Below are 19,011 nucleotides of genomic sequence, written 5' to 3' on the forward strand. Positions count from 1 at the left end.
ACCTCCAGACTCGATAATCGACGCGGCGCTCTAAAGCGGCGGCAGGCGGATTGAGGCGTGTCATTTGTGCAGAGTTCGGGCGCGCGCCGATTGCGCTTTTCCGACTGAGCATACGCTTGGGCTTGGAAATCCAGGAACGAGGCTCAGCCCCGCTGTCGGGACCCTGCTGCACCACTTCTGCACCACGGCACGTCAGCGCAGCGCATTAGACTCACACCGGGTTCACAACATTGACTCGCTGAGGTAGGAGGGGCGTAGAGAAATCTCCGGTCGCAGCCTTACCCGGTTAAAACAAGGATCCCACAATGAAGACTCTCGTTATCTGCTCCGGCGGATTGGACTCCGTTGCCCTTGCTCACAGCGTGGCAGCGGAGCACGAACTCGCCGGCCTGGTGTCTTTTGATTACGGCCAACGGCACAGGAAAGAATTGGTCTTTGCCGCTCTCTGCGCGGAGCGACTGAACACTTTGCACCAGATCATCAACATCCCCGAAATTGGCCACGCCCTTTCCGGTTCAGCGCTGACCGATGATGTCGACGTGCCGGACGGACACTATGCCGAAGACACGATGAAGATCACGGTGGTGCCGAACCGGAACGCCATCATGTTGGCGATCGCCTTCGGTCTCGCCGCCACATACAACGCCGAAGCGGTGGCGATGGCCGTACATGGTGGGGACCATTTCATCTATCCAGATTGCCGTCCGGCCTTCATCGAAGCTTTCCAGGTGATGCAAGACCGCGCGCTCGACGGCTACGCGGAGATTCGCCTTTATACCCCCTACGTCGACCTCACGAAGGACGACATCGTCCGGGATGGAGCAAGACACGGAACCCCATTTGCGGAGACCTGGTCGTGTTACAAGGGCGGCGAGCTTCACTGCGGACGATGCGGGACCTGCGTGGAGCGGCGCGAGGCATTTCATCTCGCGAGGCACGCTGATCCAACCGACTACGAAGACGCCGACTTCTGGCTCGAGGCGCTGCGGAGGAGGAGCGCCTGATGTTCCGCATCACCAAGGAATTCCACTTCTCGGCCTCGCATCAACGGAAAATCTTTGGCATGAGCTCAGACGTGCGCTGGAAACTGTCCTGGGATGAGCTGCAGCGGGCCCAGGATGTCAGACTCAACACCGCTCCGGGAAGGGTGTTCGCTACCACGAACTGAACAATGCTTTGAGCCGAACGATCCGCGGCGCGCGCGAGCCTGACGCCTCTGACGCCATGATTGCCGACCGTCTCGACCGCTCCCCCGATCCGTATGTGCTGCGGTCGGCCACCTCTCTCCAGCGCGTCCGCCTTGCGCCGATACGGGACGGCGGAGTCGTCCACGTAGTATCGCCCAATTCGCCCCCCGGCCCAAGACGGAGCAGTGGCGAAAGTAGGCCGGCGCTGAACATCTTGCTTGGGCGATCACGATGTCCTGGCGATGCAGGGCTGAAAAGTTCGAGCGGATCCGTGGTGTTCGCCAAGCCCGACCCACAGGATGAACCCGCCCTGCGGATCGGTGACCTTTGTGCCTTGTGCTATCCGCCCACGCATCGTCGAAACCGGAGAGCGAGTGTGAGGCGCTGAGCATGTAGCAGCGCCCGAGGCGTGCCGAGCTTTTTGCATGGAGTGCCCATGCGGGATGCATCTGTAGCATTATCTCCCACCGCCAGAGGGCTTGCCCGATCCCTAAAATGTATCCACGGCGTAGATGGGTCTCATCGAAACAAACGATTTTATCAATCCTCCGAAATCTCGCATTTGACCACAGCACCTCACACACACTGAACACTCGCTACGTGTGACGACTGCGAAAAAGGAGTCGGAAAGGAAAATATATCATGAGCTCAGACGTGCGACGGAAGTTGTGCTGGGAAAATGAGTTGTAACCGACCGTTTCGAACTCCGAATTCTTGCGGAGGACCTATGGACTGACTGGGGTCTTCACGCAAACCCATTCGAAGGCGGCCGAGCCGCTTGGCGACGGTCCACTTGCACATCCGAAATGCTCGGTGCGCCGGTCCTAAATCGGGTAGCGGCAACGCTCTTCGACTCCACGCCGCAGACCATCTCTATCATCAATTGGTACTCGTAAGTGGCACAAGCCTAGTCAGCGACGATTGTCGCGACGCGGCTGGCAAGGGCATGGCGCCGCGCCCATGGCAAAAGGCATTACTATGGAAAGGAACAGAATGGCCGATCAACTCGCAACGGAAATCATTGCCACGATCAAGAAGCGCATCGAATTGGAAAACGGCGAGGGAAGTGTGTCCGACATCGGCGAAATAACGACTGCCACGGAACTGACCTCGCTCGGAGTCGATTCCCTGGGTTTGGCGGATCTCCTGTGGGATGTGGAGCAGGCCCACGGCATCAAGATCGACATGAACTCGGCCGACGCCTGGTCGAATCTCAAGAATGTCGGCGACATGGTGGAAGCCGTCCGCGGTTTGCTGGTGAAGGAGGTCTGATTGGACAGGCGAGTCGTCATTACTGGGCTGGGCGGGCTTTGCGGCCTAGGCAACAGCGCCGCTTCTATCTGGAAAGAGATGCGCGAAGGCCGCTCCGCCATCGGCCCGATGGTCACTTCCGAGCTTCATGAGATGAAGGGCACTGTCGGTACCGAGATCAAGGAGCTGCCCAAGCATGACATCGGCCGCAACCGGCTCGTCACCATGGACCGCCTCAGCTTGCTCGCAGTGCTTGCAGCGCGCGAAGCCGTGCAAAACGCCGGGCTTTCCTGCGACGAGGGAAATCCGTATCGCTTAGGCGCGACAGTGGGCGTCTGCGGCTGGGGCTGGGGAACGGTCGAAGAAACCTACCGCGCTCTGTTTTTGGACGGCGCGAAGCGTACTGGCCTCTACGCTGCACCAAAGGGATTGCCGAGCGCCGCTGCCAGCCAGGTCAGCATGAGCCTCGGCCTGCGCGGGCCGGTCTTTGCCATCGCGTCTGCATGCGCATCAGCCAATCATTCGATCGCTTCGGCAGCGGATCAGATCAGGCTCGGCCGGGCCGACGTGATGCTTGCCGGAGGCGCAGAAGCGCCACTCGTATGCGTTCAGCTGAAGGCATGGGAAGCAATGCGCGCCCTCGCTCCGGATACTTGCCGGCCCTTCTCCGCCGACAGGAAGGGAGTTGTGATCGGCGAGGGTGCGGGCATGGCCGTGCTGGAAAGCTATGAGCATGCCGCGGCGCGCGGTGCCACAATGCTTGCCGAGATCGCAGGCATCGGCCTGTCCGGCGATGCCTTCCACGTCGTCGCGCCTTCCATCGAAGGGCCGGAGGCCGCGATGCGCGCTTGCCTTGCCGACGCCGGGTTGAATGCCGAGGACGTGGACTACCTCAACGCCCACGGCACCGGCACCAAGGCCAACGATCAGACCGAGACGGCGGCGATCAAGCGCGTCTTCGGAGACTATGCCTATTCGATGTCTGTCTCGTCCACCAAGTCCATGCACGCGCATTGCCTCGGCGCGGCGAGCGCACTTGAAATGATCGCCTGCGTGATGGCGATCCAGGAGGGCGTCGTGCCACCGACGGCCAATTATCGCGAGCCAGACCCCGATTGCGATCTCGACGTCACGCCCAATGTGGCGCGCGAGCGCAAGGTACGCGTGGCACTGAGCAACGCCTTCGCCATGGGCGGCATGAACGCAGTTCTGGCGTTCAAGCAGGTGTAGAACCCATGCGAAATGCCAGTAACTCTTTGTCTGGAAGTCAAATCCTTGCCGATCACGATCGTAAAGGACGTCGCCTTGGACCGCCTCGGTGAATGCGCCAAGTGGTGGCGCAAGTTGGACGAACCGCGGCCCGTTTCTGCAAAATTCTCAACTGTTGAGGGGATTTGGTCGTACCGCTACCCGGAGGTTAAGTGAGGTCGTCGAGGCCGGCTCGAGGGCCTGTTCAAAGCTGTAGCAGATAAAGTCTGGATGAGCCGCCAGTGACCGCTTCCGTGCGAAGCCGGTTCTTAGAAAGGAAATCGATAAATGTTCGATCTGACCGGCCGCAAGGCGCTCGTCACCGGAGCAAGTGGTGGAATCGGCGAGGCCGTGGCGCGGGCGCTGCACGCGCAGGGCGCAACCATCGGCCTGCACGGCACGCGTGTCGAAAAGCTCGAAGCATTGGCTGCCGAACTTGGCGGGCGGACAAAACTGTTTCCGGCGAACCTCTCGAACCGCGACGAGGTCAAGGCCCTGGGCGCAAACGCGGAAGCCGAACTCGAAGGCGTCGACATCCTGGTCAACAATGCCGGCATCACCAAGGACGGGCTTTTTGTCCGCATGTCGGACGCGGACTGGGACGCGGTCCTCGAGGTCAACCTGACCGCCGTGTTCCGGCTCACACGTGAACTGACCCATCCGATGATGCGCCGCCGCAACGGCCGCATCATCAACATCACCTCCGTGTCCGGCGTAATCGGCAATCCCGGCCAGGCGAACTATTGCGCCTCAAAGGCCGGCATGATCGGCATGTCGAAATCGCTGGCGCAGGAGATCGCGACACGCGGCGTGACGGTGAACTGCGTGGCGCCGGGCTTCATCGAATCGGCCATGACCGACAAGCTGAACGACAGGCAGAAAGAAGCGATCATGGCCGCCATTCCGACCAGGCGCATGGGCACCGGCTTGGAAGTCGCCTCGGCCGTGGTCTACCTAGCCTCGAACGAGGCCGCCTACATCACCGGCCAAACTATTCATGTCAACGGCGGCATGGCAATGATTTAGCCTAAAAGTTCAGTGCGCCCCGATGGGCGCATCAACCGTGGAGGCTTAGATCAAGCTCTTTGAAGCGGATGCTATCCTATCCATAGCAATGCATTCATTCGAAACACGCGATTTGCCAATTCTGCAGAACGTCGCATAGCAAGATTTCAAAGATGCAAGCCAAAAGGGCAATTATCCATGTTTGTATTGGCTCCGAGCAGTATTTTTCGGGCATACGCCTTCCGGTGTGCTCGCAACACAACGGAGTCGCATTGTTATTGCGGCTAGTTTCTACGGTGACCTGCGCAAGCTACATCGAGCCGGCTCGATGCCGACAAGCATCCCCCTGCTAGGCGCTTCCCAAACAAAACAGCAACAAAGAAGAGGTTTTTCCATGTGCTCTGACGTGCGGTGGAGGTTGTGCTGGGAAAGTGACTTGCAACAGACCGACCACGTCGAACTCTCCGAGTTCTTCCAAAAGACGTATGGACCGACTGGCGCCTTCAACTCAGAGCCATTCGAAGGCGGCCGTAGCTGGGCCGGTGCGAGGCCGGAGCTACGCGCAATCAGCTACGACGCGCACGGCGTAGCGGCTCATATCGGCATACTCCGCCGCTTCATCAAGATTGACGAGGTCGAGGTCCTAGTGGCCGACCTGGGGTTGTACGGGGTGCGTCCAGATCTTGAGGGACAAGGGATCGGTCATTCGATGCGCGTTCTATATCCGGTATTGCGGCAGCTTGGGGTTCCATTCGCTTTCGGCACCGTTCGGCGCGCGATGCGGAACCATATGGAGAGGTTCTGCAGAGACGGCCTGGCGGCGATTGTGTCGGGCGTGCGCGTTCGGTCCACTCTCCCACATGTGTATCTGGACCTCCCGCCCACGCGCGTCGAGGACGTGCTCGTCATGGTTGTGCCGATTGGACGCTCGATGAGCGAGTGGCCATCCGGCACCCTGATCGTTCGGAACGGTCCGGAGCTATGACACATCTTGAAGTGCCGGGTGATCGCGCTGAACGCAACGCAGCGGCGCGTGTTTGCAGAGCGGCTCCGACTGAATAAGCGTTCCCATTCACGTTAGCTGTGGGTAATCAAGGCTGAATTAACATGCAAAATCTGCGCATCTAGACCCAGGCGCGGGGTTCCGCGCGCACAGACGTTCCGGACCTGAATCGCCGTCACCAGATGCGAGACATTGCCCCATACCACGAAGCCCGCCGTGCCGAAAGCGCGGGGGCGTCGGCCTTTCGAAGCTGAGCGTCAGCAACTTCGTCGAGTCTTGGCGCTCTCGGCACCGGCAAGTTTCAACGGGCGAAGAGGCTCGCACATCTGTGGAGCGCGGCTCACGCCCCGGAGACCAGGGCAGGAATGATCAAAGGCTCATTCGCCTCGTCAAGAATGGAGAAACTGTAACGGCCATCTGTGTCAAGATCGACGGAGTAGCTCAGGCGGTCGAGTATGTAGTTATCCTGGTCGAACGTGACGATCCGCGGCTTCAGCAAGGTGATATGCGATTCGTCCAGGTAGATGGAGTTGCAGACAATAATCGGGTCCTCGGGCTGACAGGTACGAGCCGCCGCTCCGTTGAGAATGCAACAGCGTGAACCGCGCTCGCCGAGGATGACATAGGTCGAAATCCGCGCACCGGAATTCCTATTCCATATCTCCACGAATTCCATCGGCAGGATCCCGGCTGCCTCGCAGTGGTCGGGGTCGAGCGTTATCGAACCATGGTAGTTGAGGTTCGCTTCGGTGACGTGGATGCCGTGCAGCTTGCCGGCCACTATTTTTCGCATTGTTGTCCTCATCAGCATACAAGGTGAATCCTGGCAACGCCCGGCTAAATCACAACGGCGAGCGCACCGCCGCTGAGACCGCACCCGCCGCCCCCAAGAATTTCTCGCTCGGCCAAAAAGGCTGCGCCCGATGGGCGAGCGAGAGCAAGATCGGATCGTCGCGGCGGAAGAGTTGCCATAGTGACGATTGCGCGATCGGCTATGCCGAGGTTCCTCCGGACCACGACGAAAAATCGAACATTGGCCTGATGCTGCACGAACCAACCGAGGTAAGCGGTGCAGGTGAAGTTATATCAACAGCTCCGTTCGGATGTTTGCCAACTGATCGTGACGGCATTCTCAAAGGCTGTGCAGAGCGTCAGTCGTGAGGGGAGGGCGGCAGCATCGCGCCCTGGGAAATCGGATCGGTAATGTGAACCGCGGCTCTCCTCGCGTCGAAGGGCTGCGATCGCCATCAACAGTGTCACCAGGGCCGGATCGGCCGCGGCCGTCTCGCCGACGGCGATCGGCAGCACTGTCGCGACCGTGTCGCGCATTGATTTGCCATTCCGAACTATGCCAAGCGCTTTCGACACGAGCGGGCGTATGGGTGAAGGGTCGGGTCGGACGGGAATGGTTGCGGGAAGCCTGGGCCACTGCCAACCGGCGCAAGATCCAGCCACGCTTGCCGCGACCCAGACTGCTGTCGCAACAGCTTCCGCGAGAGAGTTGCTGGCAAGCCGGTTGGCGCCATGCAGTCCCGTGCATGCGACTTCGCCGCAGGCCCACAGGCCGCTAACGGAACTGCGCCCTTCGGCATCAACGGCCACTCCGCCCATGTGATAGTGAGCAGCGGGACGCACAGGAATAGGCTCCACAGCCGGATCGATGCCGGCCTGCTTACAAATAGCGTCGATCGCCGGAAAGCGTCTTGCGAATTTCTGCCCAAGGCAATGTCGGGCATCGAGATAGACCCGATGCCCGACAGCGAGCTGATCCGAGATCGCCCTCGCAACCACGTCGCGCGATGCGAGCTCCGCTCCGGGTGTGTCGGCCAGGAAGCGACGGCCGTCTTCATCAGTCAGCACCGCGCCTTCGCCTCGTACCGCTTCGCTGACAAGCGACATTGGTCGGCGCGGACCATCGAGCGCGGTCGGGTGGAACTGCACAAATTCGAGATCGGCGAGCTCCGCTCCAGCACAGGCGGCAAGCGCCAGACCATGCCCGAATGAGGAGAGCGGGTTCGTTGTGTCGCAAAACAGCCCGCCTATCCCACCGGTCGCCAGCACCACGCGGCGTGTGGGCAATGCGAACACGCCGCCGTGCAAGACTGCCAGCAAGCCCACAATGCTGCCCTCCGACACAACCAAGCGAAGCGCTGTCATGCCTTCCATGATCGTGATCGAATGGGTTCGCCTCGCCACGCCGAGCAGCGCCCGAAACAACTCGCGGCCGGTTGCGTCGCCGGCGGCGTGGACGATGCGGCGACGCGAATGCGCCGCTTCCAGGCCGAGCCGCAGCCTCCCGTCGAGTGAGCGGTCGAAGGGAACGCCGAGACGGATGAGATTCTCGATGGCTTTAGGTGCGGCCTCAATCACCCGCCTGGCCATCTGTTCGTCGCAGTGGCCGTCACCGGCAGCAAGCGTATCGGTGAGGTGGAGTTCCGGGGTATCGTCCTCGCCGAGGCTGGCTGCGAGCCCGCCCTGTGCAAGCGTGCTCGAGGCTTCGGTCCCGAGCGGTGTTCTGGAGAGAAGAACGACCGGTTGGGGCGCCAGATGAAGCGCCGTCAGCAGGCCGGCGAGACCAGCGCCGATGATGACCGGCGCCCCGCCAATGTCATGGATGTCGGGCGTCATACAAAGAGCATGCGTTCCACAGCCCAGCGGGCCCGTTCAGTGACGTGCGGATCGATGGTGACGACGTGACGGTTCTCCTCGAGCGCGCTGCGGATGTTGGCGAGCGTGATCCGTTTCATGTGCGGGCACAGATTGCATGGACGCACGAAATCCACGTCCGGATGCTCGACCGCGACATTGTCGCTCATCGAACATTCCGTCATCAGCACCACACGCGCCGGCCTATGCCGCGCGACATAGTCGGACATCGCCGCCGTCGAGCCGGCGAAGTCGGCTTCGGCCACGACCGCGGGCGGACATTCGGGATGGGCAAGTACGCTGATGCCGGGATGCGCTTCACGCAGCTCGCGGATGTCGGCCGCTTCAAAGCGTTCATGCACCTCGCAGTGCCCCTTCCAGGCGATAATCTCAACCTTCGTCTGTCGCGCGATGTTCTTCGCCAGATATTCGTCGGGCAGCATGATCACGCGCGGCACCCGGAGCGACTTCACCACTGCGAGCGCGTTGCCTGAGGTGCAGCAGATGTCTGACTCAGCTTTCACCGCGGCTGAGGTGTTGACGTAGGTGACGACCGGAACACCGGCATAACGCTGTCGCATCAGGCGCACGTCTTGGGCCGTGATCGAGTCGGCCAGCGAGCAGCCGGCGGCGAGATCCGGGATGAGCACGGTCTTGTCGGGATTGAGGAGCTTGGCTGTTTCAGCCATGAAATGCACGCCGGCTAGTACGATTACATCGGCGTCGACTGTCATCGCCTTGTGGGCCAACGCCAGGCTGTCCCCGACGATGTCAGCCACGCAGTGAAAAATCTCCGGCGTCTGGTAGTTATGTGCCAGGATGACCGCGTTGCGCTGTCGCTTCAGTTTCAGGATCGCGTCGATGTCGTCAACGAAGACCGGCCACTCGATCGGGGGGATAACGCGCCGAACGCGGTCGTATAGTGCGGCGCTCGAAGGCAGGACGGCGCTCATCGAGCCTCCAGTTATAGTCAACGCGATAATAAGGCTATAATCGTTGTGACTATAAGTGGTGTCAAGCCCGTGCGAGCGGCAATTTTGTGCCGGCCACAGGCCTCTCGTTTAGAATAGCATGGTGGAAGCGATAGAGCTGCGCCGGCCGGCCGCCAGTCTCGGCGGTCGTCGCTCCGGTCTTCTCAACCAGCTCCTGCTGCCCTATGAGCCGGCGAAAGTTCGGCTTGTTGATGAGCCTGCCGGAGAGCGCCTCCACGGTTCGCTGTAGCTGTAAAAGCGTGAAGAGCGGCGGCATCAGTTCGAACACAACAGGCCGGTATTTGATCTTGGAGCGCAGCCGCGCAATAGCCGTTGCCAGAATGCGGCGATGATCGCCGCTCATCGATCTGCCCGGCACCGGAGCGAGGATGGCAGAATCTCCCCCGCGCTTTGCTTCCTCCACCAGGGCGGCTTCATAGAGCAGCTCGTAGCGCTGCAGCGCGAGTTCTTCGTTCCATGCCCGGTTGTCCATGGCAAAGGCGACCGCCGCTCGCCGCCGGCGATCGAAGCGCGTCGCGCCGTCGTCCGCGTCTTGCGCCCATTCGATAAGCCGCGGCCACAATTCTTCCAGCATCGGGGGCCTGCCGGAGCGATGATCCTCCCAGGGGAAATAGTCGTACCAGCTCGCCCATCTGCGCCTGCCCGAGGCGCCCGCATCTTCTTCGCGCGTGAGTGCGAGATAGCTGATCGAGATCACGCGCTCGTTGCCGCCGGTTCGATCGCGATCGGCGAAGGTGTAGAGCTGCTCGATGTAGCCGAGAGGCTGGCCGGTCTGCAGTTCCACCCATGCTCTGAGGCCCGACTGGAGCGAACGATGAGCGAGCTCAAACGGGCCCGAGGGAAGGGCGGCACCCTGTTCGATGGTCAGAACACATGGTCCAGCGTCGTTCACGGCGACGACGACTGCGATCAGGTCCGCGTTGACGTCGTTGGTCTTGCCTATAGCTCTGCCTTTCCTCGGTCCCTTTGCCTGGTCCATGGTTCCTGGCCTAGTTAGCAGAGCACCCGTCTAACCGATTTAGCTCTGCTCTTTTATCATACACTCGTCGCGCAACACGACGCGCTCTTGAGATTTTACCTCTTCGCACCTGGACAAAAATATGCCAAACGCGACACTCGCCGTGGGTGACGCCGGGTGAGGAGAGACGTGGATTGGGCGATCTCAGGCTGTCGGCCGAGCAGCGCCTAGCGGCGCCAAAGCTCGCCGAAAGCGGGCCGTTCTTGATAGCAGCCGGCGTCGACAGGAAGGCTGCACCGCCTCACCGAGTCCACCACCGCTTGATTTGTCCCAGCTATTCGCCTCGCTCGGTATGTCGCGGCCCCGACATGTCGGAAGTCCGACAGTCGGGTCAGAGACACTTGATCTCGATACCGTATTTCCTCAGCGCGTAACCAATCTGGCGCGGCGTCAGTCCAAGCAGGCGCGCTGCCTTTGCCTGTACCCAGCCGGATCTTTCCATGGCCGCGATGAGACGCTCGCGATCGGTCATCTTCGCGCCGCTTACGAGGGCCACCCGAGCAGGCGCTGGCAGTGCCTGTTCGCTGTAAACAGGCGGGGCCCCAAAAGCCGCCGAAGCAACAGCACCAGACGATTGCATGGCCGGGTTCAGTGGCGATGGTGCGATCGGCTCCGAGTGCGGCGCAGCCTGCGTCGATGCGTGCTTCCAAAGCATCGCGGAAAGGCATCGGCCCTGGCAGCAATCAAAGTCGCTTCTGACGATTGACGCTCCCGTTGACAGGGTCGCTGTCCGCTGCACGCAATTTTCAAGTTCGCGGACATTTCCGGGAAAAGCACAGTTCATCAGCACTTCAGTCGCACTCGCATCGAAGACCAGGGTACGGCCGTTCTCGCTGTTGAAATTATTGAGAAACTCAGCGGCAAGGAGCGGAATATCACTGCGCCGTTCGCGCAATGGCGGCACCAGCAGGGGAACAACGCTTATGCGATAATAAAGGTCGGCGCGAAATTCGTTCTTTGCAACAGCGTCTTCCAGGTTCCTGTTCGTGGCAGCAATCACGCGAACGTCGACCTTAATCGTCTGGTTGCTGCCGACGCGTTCGAACTCCTGCTCCTGCAGCACGCGCAGCAGCTTTGCCTGGAACGAGGCCGAAATCTCGCCGATCTCGTCCAGAAACAACGTTCCCTTGTCGGCGAGCTCAAAGCGCCCCTTGCGCGAGTTGAATGCACTGGTAAAGGCACCCTTTTCGTGACCGAACAGTTCGGATTCCAATACTGTCTCAGGGAGCGCTGCGCAATTGAGCTTGATGAACGGCCGCTTGGCGCGCCCCGACAGCTCGTGAACGGCCTTGGCGACCAGCTCCTTGCCGGTCCCGGATTCCCCGCGCAGCAAAACGGTACTGTTGGACCTGGCTACTAATGCGACCTTCTCAAGCAGCCGGCGCAGCGCCGGGCTGTCGCCAATGATCCCCTTGACATGAGCCCTTTTGCCCTCATGCCCAGGCTGCTTGAGCTCGCCGAATTGCTTTTGCATCCGGATTTTCTCCGCCATCGGTCGCTCGCGGTCTGACGCGAACAGGCGATGCAGCTTCACTGTCTGCCCAACCAGATTGGCGATCGTAGTGAGGAGGCGGAGGTCGTAATCGAGGAGGGAGGCTGATTTGTTGTCCAGGATGCGATCGATGGTCAGCGTGCCTACGACGGTCGCATCGACGCGAATGGGTACGCCGATGAACGACACTTTCACGTTGTCGGACGCCCCGAGCACGTCCTTGTCGGCGGCGTTGAAGGCCGGATCGACCGCTATGTTCTCGGCGACGAGCGCCATGCCCGTCTTTATGATCTGGTCGATCGCCGTCCGTGGCAGATGCTTCCGGTGGCGCTCATCGCTGCCTTCGCTCGAGCCGGCGCCGACGATCATGTCTGGTATGCCGGCACCGTTGAAGAGCGCGATGACGCCGTGCCGCACCTGCACCAACGATGGCAGGAGATCGACGACGTTGGCCAACGTGGCTTCGAGCGCAGCGGGGGCGGTGAGTGCTTTCGATGTTTCGAAGATATCTGGCGCCCTCTCGCGCAGCGGCACAAGAGACACCACGTGATTCGTCTCGGACTTTGAATTAGGCGTTTTCATTTCTGGAAGCGATATGCAGCGTGACCAGATCTGCCTGGCACTTTGCTCGCAGGCGCGAGCATCGCGCTGGATGTGATCATCCATCTCGCGCCGTGAAATCGAAATCGATGCTCGAGACAAGTGCGCTTATTGTCAGGCGCGCGCATCTCCTTGGCCAATCGCATTCGTGGGCGTCTTTGCTCTGCAGGCCGCTGCACAATCGACGAGTTTGCTCGCCTCGGCTTGGCACGCGGGAGTTCATTTAAGCAGGAGAAGGCTTTGATGAAGACAGTCTTGACGATTGATCGGCCACGGAGTCGGACGTCTGCAGCCGGCTTTTCGTGACCAACTAGATGGCCGCCGAGATGATAGTCAATGTCGATGCCAGTCAGGCCCGGGCCGCGGGCAAGTGCGGCCCTGGCAAATTGGGGCGGCGTCATGCTGTCGATCGCAAAGCGGAGCGATGCTTGACGCATGGCTTTCCTTTCTCTTCCATGAAGTGCGGGTCGTCGTCTCGGATGACTTGCTTGCGCCGCGCAGCAATCATTCGTTGTTAAACGACCGGAATGCCAGAGGTGAGTCAACCAAACTCCCGCCGCTTTCCTTTCATCGATGAAAGGAAATCAGGTTCTCATGATAGTATTTTATCAGTCTTTCAGATGTTTTCCGGCAGGTAGATCTCAAATGGCAGAAAAGTCTGCCCAAGCGTCTCCGAAGTGCCGACCTTGATGGCCTGGGCCATGAGCGTCATCAATTCCTGGCAAAGCAGGCGCTGGGGCGTGCCGACCGACATCGTGATCATGCCATCTGCGAGTGCTGCCCGCGACTCCGGCGTGATCTCGTTGACGATCGCGACGAGACCCCGGCTTTCGCCTTCTTCACGGAGCGCGGAGATCGCTCCCTCCATACCTCCGCCGGCCACATAGAAGCCGGTGAGTTCGGGTTCCCGTTGCATGAGATCCAGCGTTGCCTCGTAGGTGATCTGCCGTGCCTCGAGGTTCACGAGCGGATCGAGCAGCTCGAATGTCGGTGCATTCTCACGGAAATAAGAGCGAAAGCCGACCTCCCGCAGCTCCTGCCCCTGAAAACGGTGGCTGCCGACAAAAATCGCCACCTTGCCGGGCCGTCTTGCAACCTTTGAAAGCATCCACGCTGTCGTCCGCCCGACCTTGCGGTTGTCGAGGCCGATATAACCCTCACGAACACCTTCGGCGAAATCGGAAAGCAGCGAGAAAACGGGGATGCCTTTTGCCTTGAGTTCTTGGACGGCTGCCGTGATCGCCGGATGGTCTGGCGCCACCATGGCGATCGCGTGGCAGCGCGCGCCCAATTCCTTGAGCAATGGAACAAGGTCGCAAGGCATATGCGACGGCGCGAATTCGATGAGCGAAGTGCCGTGGAAGCACTTCGCCGCGTTGACCGCCGCTTCAACCTCACGCGCGAGGCGCTGGTAGAAGTGGTGAGTCGGTTTTCTCAGGATGAAGCCAAGCCGATATTGCGGCAGGTCCCGCTGCAGGCGCTGCTTGATAAGACCTGCGGCGTGATATCCGATGGCCTGTGCTGCCGCAAAGACCCGCTGCGCAGTCTCCTCGCGCACCGGATGACGGGCATTCAGAACTCGATCAACGGTGGCAACACTGAGCCCGGATTCCCGGGCGATATCAGCAATTGTGGGTCGCTTCGCCATGGTCGGAGTCTGATTAAAACGACATCAGGAAGAAACCCGGTAAAGGTAAGATTCAGTAAACTCTGTCATCCTGCATTGATCCTGTTCGCTACCGGGAAATTCCTGTCGTGGCGGGGTGGGAGGCAGAAGCCGAACGTGAGCCACGCGCCTTCCGACCCTCTTCGACATCATCGATGCCCATAGATGATTGATCCCTCCATGCCAAGGTCGCTTTCGTTGCCTAGAGCGTGGGCGAATTGTTCAGCCATGCCTCGACGAGAGCTGACCGCGGGGCTCCGATCGAGCTCCGCGCCCGGTTCCACGAACCGTCGCAATCTTCGTAAGCAAGCCGATCGTCGATGGCTTGTGTGTCGTAACCAGTGCGGGACCTTGGCAAGGCGCACATGATTTTGCATTCACTGCATTTCGGGATTCTTGATTTCACGCGCGAGGCTGTTTTGAACCCGCGGCTCGATTGTCGGGCGTTTGCGACCAGCCAGGCGATTCAACCGGTAGCGATGCTGCCGCCTTGCACGGCGCGGGCGCTGTCAGTGGCTGGTCGGTTGATGTCGCGGCAGGCTGGTGGCCGCAGAAGGCAGCTTGCAATTGCGCCTGATCCAATTCGCCTTCCCAGCGGGCGACGACGAGCGATGCCACCGCGTTGCCGATCAAATTGGTGAGTGCCCTGCATTCCGACATGAAGCGGTCGACGCCAAGGATCAGCGCCATTCCAGCAACGGGAACAGACGGCACTACGGACAGCGTAGCGGCCAACGTGATGAAGCCGGCACCTGTGACACCTGCTGCACCCTTCGAGGAAAGCATCGCGACGAGCAGCAGGAGGACCTGATCGCTGACTGACAAATCCATATTCGTCGCCTGCGCGATGAAAAGGGCCGCCAGGGTCATGTAGATATTGGTGCCATCCAGATTGAAGGAATATCCGGTCGGGATGACCAGGCCCACGACCGAGCGCTTGGCTCCGGCCTTTTCCATTTTCTCCATGAGAGAGGGCAGCGCGGCCTCGGAGGAGGACGTTCCGAGAACCAGCAGCAGCTCTTCCTTGATGTAGCGGATAAGAGAAAAGATCGGGAAGCCGTTGTAACGGCAGACTGCACCGAGAACCCCGAACACGAAGAGAAAGGCGGTGAGATAGAAGGTCCCGACCAGCATCGCAAGGTTGGCCACCGAACCGATGCCGTATTTGCCAATCGTGAAGGCCATTGCCCCGAAAGCGCCGAACGGCGCGGCTTTCATGAGGATGCTGACCAATTTGAAAACGGGTGCAGTGAGGTCCTGAAGGAAGGAAAGAACCGATTTGCCCGATTCTCCGACCATCGCCAGCGCGATGCCGAAGAGGACGGAGAAGAACAACACCTGGAGAATGTCGCCTTCCACGAAGGCGCCGACGATCGTGGTCGGGATCATGTTCATCAGGAAGCCGGCCACGGACTGCTCATGGGCCTTCGCGGCATAGCCATTGACGGCCTGGACATTGAGCGAGGTCAGATCGATGTTGAGGCCGGCGCCAGGCTGAATGACATTGCCGACGATGAGGCCGACGAGAAGCGCGAGCGTCGAGAAGGTGACGAAATAGACCATCGCCTTGCCGGCAACACGGCCGACCTTCTGAAGATCGCTCATGCCGGCAATTCCGGTCGCCACGGTCAGAAAAATTACGGGCGCGATGATCATCTTGACGAGCTTGATGAAGCCATCGCCGAGCGGCTTCAGGTGTTCTCCGATTTGCGGATAAAAATGGCCAACTGCAACTCCGAGGATGATTGCGACAAGCACCTGCACGTAAGGCTTGCCACAAAGAGACTTGCGGGATGCGCGATTTGCGCTGGGGGCAAGTGGGGTCAACATGTAAGTTTTCTCTCCCTGACCGGTGTGGGGCGGGCTCTTCCTCCCTTCCCGCGCTTCTCCCATCGCGGCGCTCCGGTCAAACGCTGCTTCAATGCTGGACGCAACAGCCGTGCCAAGCCAAGAAATCGCCGGGTCTTAGGTATTTTGCTACAATTGCAGATCTAGATTGGTGTGATTTTCTGCACTGATCGCTGGCGGGATATCCAAAGTTCCGAACCAGCCGCTTGCAATCGGTTGATTCATGCGATTTCGAGCCTGGCTAATTCCAGCAACGCAAAGTTCTGACTTTGAGGAACCCAAAGTTCCGAACCTGACGCGTGCACACGCTTCTGCCAGGCGTACAACAGGTCGTCCTTGACGGTGGTTGCCACGGTGGGAATGCTCCGGCGTAGAGGCGGGCGAAACTCCGAGCGAGCGCTTCCTCGCTATGCTCGAGATCAGCAGCCATCAGGTGGTCGCAGTGAGTACGCAGTTGACCGTCCTTCCGCCGCTACTAGCGCACTCCGTTCCTTCCAAGCGACGACCAAGATCGACATCTCCGTGGCCGCTTGTCTGACGGCGAACCCTTTTTGGAAACAGACGACAGGGTCCCGCGTGGATCATTCTTTGGTTTTTAGGGAGAGCCTGGACGGCCGTTCTCTACGGGAGATGACAGCGGTACGTGGCGGGAGCATCGCCCCAACGCCCGACATTAGACGGGAAAGCCCCCAAGACGAATAATGGAAATGCGGTAACTAACCCGCGGCTAGGAGCTGAATTAACCGTCGTCTCAAGGCCCACCCCGTCTCCGTGCTGTCCCCCATCAACGGCACAATCCTGTGGCAAGGATATGGGGCTGAAAACATCATGCACTACCTTGACCATAGTCATTAAGAGGCAGCAAAGATCGCCAGATTATATTTAGAACGCTGAGCGGGGGCTATTCAGATTGGCCGATACATCAAAACCCGACCCGTCGGGATTAGCTGCAGTAAATAGTCGAAGTCGCTGATGTTGCCCGTTAGAACGGCCAATCCCAATTTCTGCGCATGCAGGAACAGCACGCAGTCCTGAAGTGCCCGAAGCCTTGAATCATGCTGGTAGCCTTGGAGGCGACACAGCATTCCAGACAGAAGGGCGGCTCGGCCCAAGACATCGGGATCTGGCGCCAAAACCCGATGGGGAGGCATATCCTTGATCATGGTCCCGATCTGCTTGACAGCCTTGCCCGTGCCCGAATGTTTCGGGTCAAGGACACCGACGGTGTGCATCAGCTCTTGGATCGCTACGGTGGAATGGTTGACCTGCCTGACATCGAGGAGGTCGGCGACTGCTTCAGGCGCCCGGCCTTGCAAACCGTCGATGTAGACGCAGGTGTCCAGCAGCAGTCCTTGCCCCGCCCCGACGAGGTTGCCGATGAAAGGCAGCTCCATGTCCGGGCGGCGGCTTAAGGTTTTTTGGGGGTCAAATCGCGACCATCTTACGGCCGCACCAAAGTCGAAATCGGCCAATTCAGAATCCGAGCTTCAGCGTCGGATCCACAGTTCCCCGTGTTTTCCTGAAGGTCTCGGCGAAGTTGTCTTCCAGAGCCACATTAGCCAACGCAAATTCGACGAGTTCGGTATCAGACGTCAATCCGGTTCGAGCTTTGGCCTTCTTGATTAGATCAGCACTCACCCGGCCCGCAATCCTGCCGTCCTTCTCAGCGCGCAGGCCGGATTCTTCCGCCCTCTGCAGGACGGCCTTAATCCTGGCCAAGCGGCGGACCTGCAATTTCTCAGCCAGTTTGGGAAGGGTTCTCGTCCGCTTGCCCACGGACCCTCGGCCGCGACGGATACGTACAGCAGTCTTCGTCATCGGGGTTCCTCGCAGGTCCGTTCAACAAAATTCGATTTTAGACAACATAGCAGGCAAGGTGAATTTTTCAAATACCCCGAAAAAAGGCGGTTGTTGGCCTGGCCCGGAGGTTGCTTTGCTGAAGCTCTCCAAAAGGGGGGGAACGTCACGGCTCCAACCGATCCGATGGGGTCTACTCGGAGCACCAGGTCGGTAGGCGCTCCCGGGCCAGGCTCGCAGCGTGAGCTTTCACCTCGTGCGAGCGGCCCGGCAGAACACTACTCGGTGTAAGCGGTGGTCGCGCTTCCCAACTCCCACATGGATCGTTGAACCAGAGAACGCGATGGCAAAAGAAGCACTGGCAAAGGGCGCCTTCCAGCGAATGTATTGACGCTCCGCATCCCGCCGCTTCCCGAAAGGCGCGAAGATATCCCGATCCTGTCGCCGCGAGCTGAGGCAAGGCCCGCCGACTGATGCCGGTCAACAACGCCTCCTGGACCGTCAATGGCGAGCTGATGGAGAACGCACACAGGAGCGGCCGGGCTATCTCTCGGTGATATATGGCGCCCCCCGTCCCCAGTGCTTGAGCTTCGGGTTCCCCAGGATCACGCCGGCCGTTTCTCCACCGAGTGTTCGAAGCGCCTTGGGGCCACCCTAGCGCAGATGTATGTGCAGGGGTGTCGACCAGGAAGTCACAATGCGATCATGGCTGAGCTGTGCGGCCATGCGTCCTGAGCCTCATCGAGCGTGGCCATCAACAAGCGGCTGGATGAGAGCCTGAAGACCTTTGCGGAGCGCCCGCTTCGCGGGCCGTTTGCCTACTTCGACGAGCAGTCTGTCACTTATCCATAGGGTGGATGCTCTCGATCTAAACAATCGATTTTACCAATCCGAGCCTGTCATTCATAGACCGGCTAACTGACATGCATCGCTGCTGCTCTATCGCGTGAGGTGCACAAACGAATCCGAAAAAGAGGAAGTCTTCGCATACGCTCTGACATGGGTGGAGGTTGTGCTGGGAAAATGAGTTGCAGCTTGCCGACCACCTCGAACTCTCTGAGTTCTTGAGAACACCTGCGAGCCGACCGGGGTCTTCAACGCAAAACCGTTCGAAGGCTCTCGAAGTCGCACCGGTGCAGGGCCGGAGGTCCGCTGAAACCATGCTAGCAGACCTGCCCAACTTAACGACGCCGGCAAACCAGGCGTGAAGTTCTCGCAAAGGAGCGGCGGCATTGCGGAACCAGCGCTACGCGTTCCT

General features: G+C 59.9%; 16 protein-coding genes and 3 pseudogenes. 8 read left to right on the forward strand and 11 right to left on the reverse strand.

Annotated elements, in window-relative coordinates; translation table 11 throughout:
• Nucleotides 1-305 precede the first annotated feature (305 nt).
• The 6 genes from queC (at nucleotide 306) to CK220_RS27505 (ending at nucleotide 5,676) form a co-directional block, all read left to right on the forward strand.
• Complete coding sequence (gene queC / locus CK220_RS27485) at nucleotides 306-1,004, forward strand: 7-cyano-7-deazaguanine synthase QueC (RefSeq protein WP_095814529.1); 699 nt, start codon at nucleotides 306-308, stop codon at nucleotides 1,002-1,004.
• A complete protein-coding gene (locus CK220_RS32140) occupies nucleotides 1,004-1,168 on the forward strand; it encodes a hypothetical protein (RefSeq protein ID WP_176479233.1) in 165 nt (54 codons plus the stop codon). Before queC ends, CK220_RS32140 begins: the two co-directional genes overlap by 1 nt.
• Before the next feature lie 1,012 nt (nucleotides 1,169-2,180).
• Complete coding sequence (locus CK220_RS27490) at nucleotides 2,181-2,459, forward strand: acyl carrier protein (RefSeq protein WP_095814530.1); 279 nt, start codon at nucleotides 2,181-2,183, stop codon at nucleotides 2,457-2,459.
• A complete protein-coding gene (locus CK220_RS27495; protein ID WP_095814531.1) occupies nucleotides 2,460-3,668 on the forward strand; it encodes a beta-ketoacyl-[acyl-carrier-protein] synthase family protein in 1,209 nt (402 codons plus the stop codon). It abuts the gene before it with no gap.
• Nucleotides 3,669-3,974: 306 nt separating this feature from the next.
• Entirely contained in the window at nucleotides 3,975-4,712 is a 738-nt protein-coding gene (gene fabG, locus CK220_RS27500) for a 3-oxoacyl-[acyl-carrier-protein] reductase (protein ID WP_095814532.1), read from the forward strand.
• A gap of 373 nt (nucleotides 4,713-5,085) precedes the next feature.
• A complete protein-coding gene (locus tag CK220_RS27505; RefSeq protein WP_095814533.1) occupies nucleotides 5,086-5,676 on the forward strand; it encodes a NodA family N-acyltransferase in 591 nt (196 codons plus the stop codon).
• A gap of 358 nt (nucleotides 5,677-6,034) precedes the next feature.
• On the opposite strand, the gene panD is transcribed toward CK220_RS27505, so the two are convergent.
• From panD to CK220_RS27560, 11 genes and pseudogenes are all read right to left on the reverse strand, one after another.
• Nucleotides 6,035-6,487: an aspartate 1-decarboxylase gene (gene panD, locus CK220_RS27510; protein ID WP_095814562.1), complete on the reverse strand. Its 453-nt coding sequence runs from the start codon at nucleotides 6,485-6,487 to the stop codon at nucleotides 6,035-6,037.
• A 44-nt stretch (nucleotides 6,488-6,531) separates the two neighbouring features.
• Nucleotides 6,532-6,747 (reverse strand): annotated as a pseudogene (locus tag CK220_RS32645) (3-oxoacyl-[acyl-carrier-protein] synthase III C-terminal domain-containing protein); the annotation flags it as partial.
• 33 nt (nucleotides 6,748-6,780) lie between these two features.
• Nucleotides 6,781-8,322: an L-aspartate oxidase gene (locus CK220_RS27520; protein ID WP_095814534.1), complete on the reverse strand. Its 1,542-nt coding sequence runs from the start codon at nucleotides 8,320-8,322 to the stop codon at nucleotides 6,781-6,783.
• Nucleotides 8,319-9,293: a quinolinate synthase NadA gene (gene nadA, locus CK220_RS27525; protein ID WP_095814535.1), complete on the reverse strand. Its 975-nt coding sequence runs from the start codon at nucleotides 9,291-9,293 to the stop codon at nucleotides 8,319-8,321. Before nadA ends, CK220_RS27520 begins: the two co-directional genes overlap by 4 nt.
• A 61-nt stretch (nucleotides 9,294-9,354) precedes the next feature.
• Nucleotides 9,355-10,311, reverse strand: coding sequence for a hypothetical protein (locus CK220_RS27530; RefSeq protein ID WP_095814536.1), 957 nt, complete (start codon nucleotides 10,309-10,311; stop codon nucleotides 9,355-9,357).
• Nucleotides 10,312-10,681: 370 nt separating this feature from the next.
• Entirely contained in the window at nucleotides 10,682-12,508 is a 1,827-nt protein-coding gene (nifA, locus tag CK220_RS27535) for a nif-specific transcriptional activator NifA (RefSeq protein WP_095814537.1), read from the reverse strand.
• 550 nt (nucleotides 12,509-13,058) lie between these two features.
• Nucleotides 13,059-14,090: a LacI family DNA-binding transcriptional regulator gene (locus CK220_RS27540; RefSeq protein ID WP_095814538.1), complete on the reverse strand. Its 1,032-nt coding sequence runs from the start codon at nucleotides 14,088-14,090 to the stop codon at nucleotides 13,059-13,061.
• 420 nt (nucleotides 14,091-14,510) lie between these two features.
• On the reverse strand, nucleotides 14,511-15,938 hold the full coding sequence (locus tag CK220_RS27550) for a dicarboxylate/amino acid:cation symporter (RefSeq protein ID WP_095814540.1): 1,428 nt from the start codon (nucleotides 15,936-15,938) through the stop codon (nucleotides 14,511-14,513).
• Nucleotides 15,939-16,177: 239 nt separating this feature from the next.
• The gene (locus tag CK220_RS32860) at nucleotides 16,178-16,309 is read right to left on the reverse strand and encodes a hypothetical protein (protein WP_280952760.1); all 132 of its coding nucleotides are present in this window, start codon (nucleotides 16,307-16,309) and stop codon (nucleotides 16,178-16,180) included.
• A gap of 552 nt (nucleotides 16,310-16,861) precedes the next feature.
• Nucleotides 16,862-17,428 carry a DNA-binding protein gene (locus tag CK220_RS27555; protein ID WP_095814541.1) on the reverse strand — a complete coding sequence of 189 codons (567 nt, stop codon included), beginning with the start codon at nucleotides 17,426-17,428 and terminating at the stop codon, nucleotides 16,862-16,864.
• Between the two features lies 1 nt (nucleotide 17,429).
• Entirely contained in the window at nucleotides 17,430-17,774 is a 345-nt protein-coding gene (locus CK220_RS27560) for a hypothetical protein (protein ID WP_095814542.1), read from the reverse strand.
• Between the two features lie 490 nt (nucleotides 17,775-18,264).
• Between CK220_RS27560 and CK220_RS32650 the strand changes: the two are divergent.
• Both CK220_RS32650 and CK220_RS27565 read left to right on the forward strand, forming a co-directional pair.
• Nucleotides 18,265-18,575: pseudogene (locus CK220_RS32650) on the forward strand (transposase); the annotation flags it as partial.
• Between the two features lie 188 nt (nucleotides 18,576-18,763).
• Nucleotides 18,764-18,906 (forward strand): annotated as a pseudogene (locus CK220_RS27565) (acyltransferase); the annotation flags it as partial.
• Between the last annotated feature and the right edge of the window lie 105 nt (nucleotides 18,907-19,011).

The sequence above is a fragment of the Mesorhizobium sp. WSM3860 genome (assembly GCF_002294995.1).
Classification (GTDB): domain Bacteria; phylum Pseudomonadota; class Alphaproteobacteria; order Rhizobiales; family Rhizobiaceae; genus Mesorhizobium.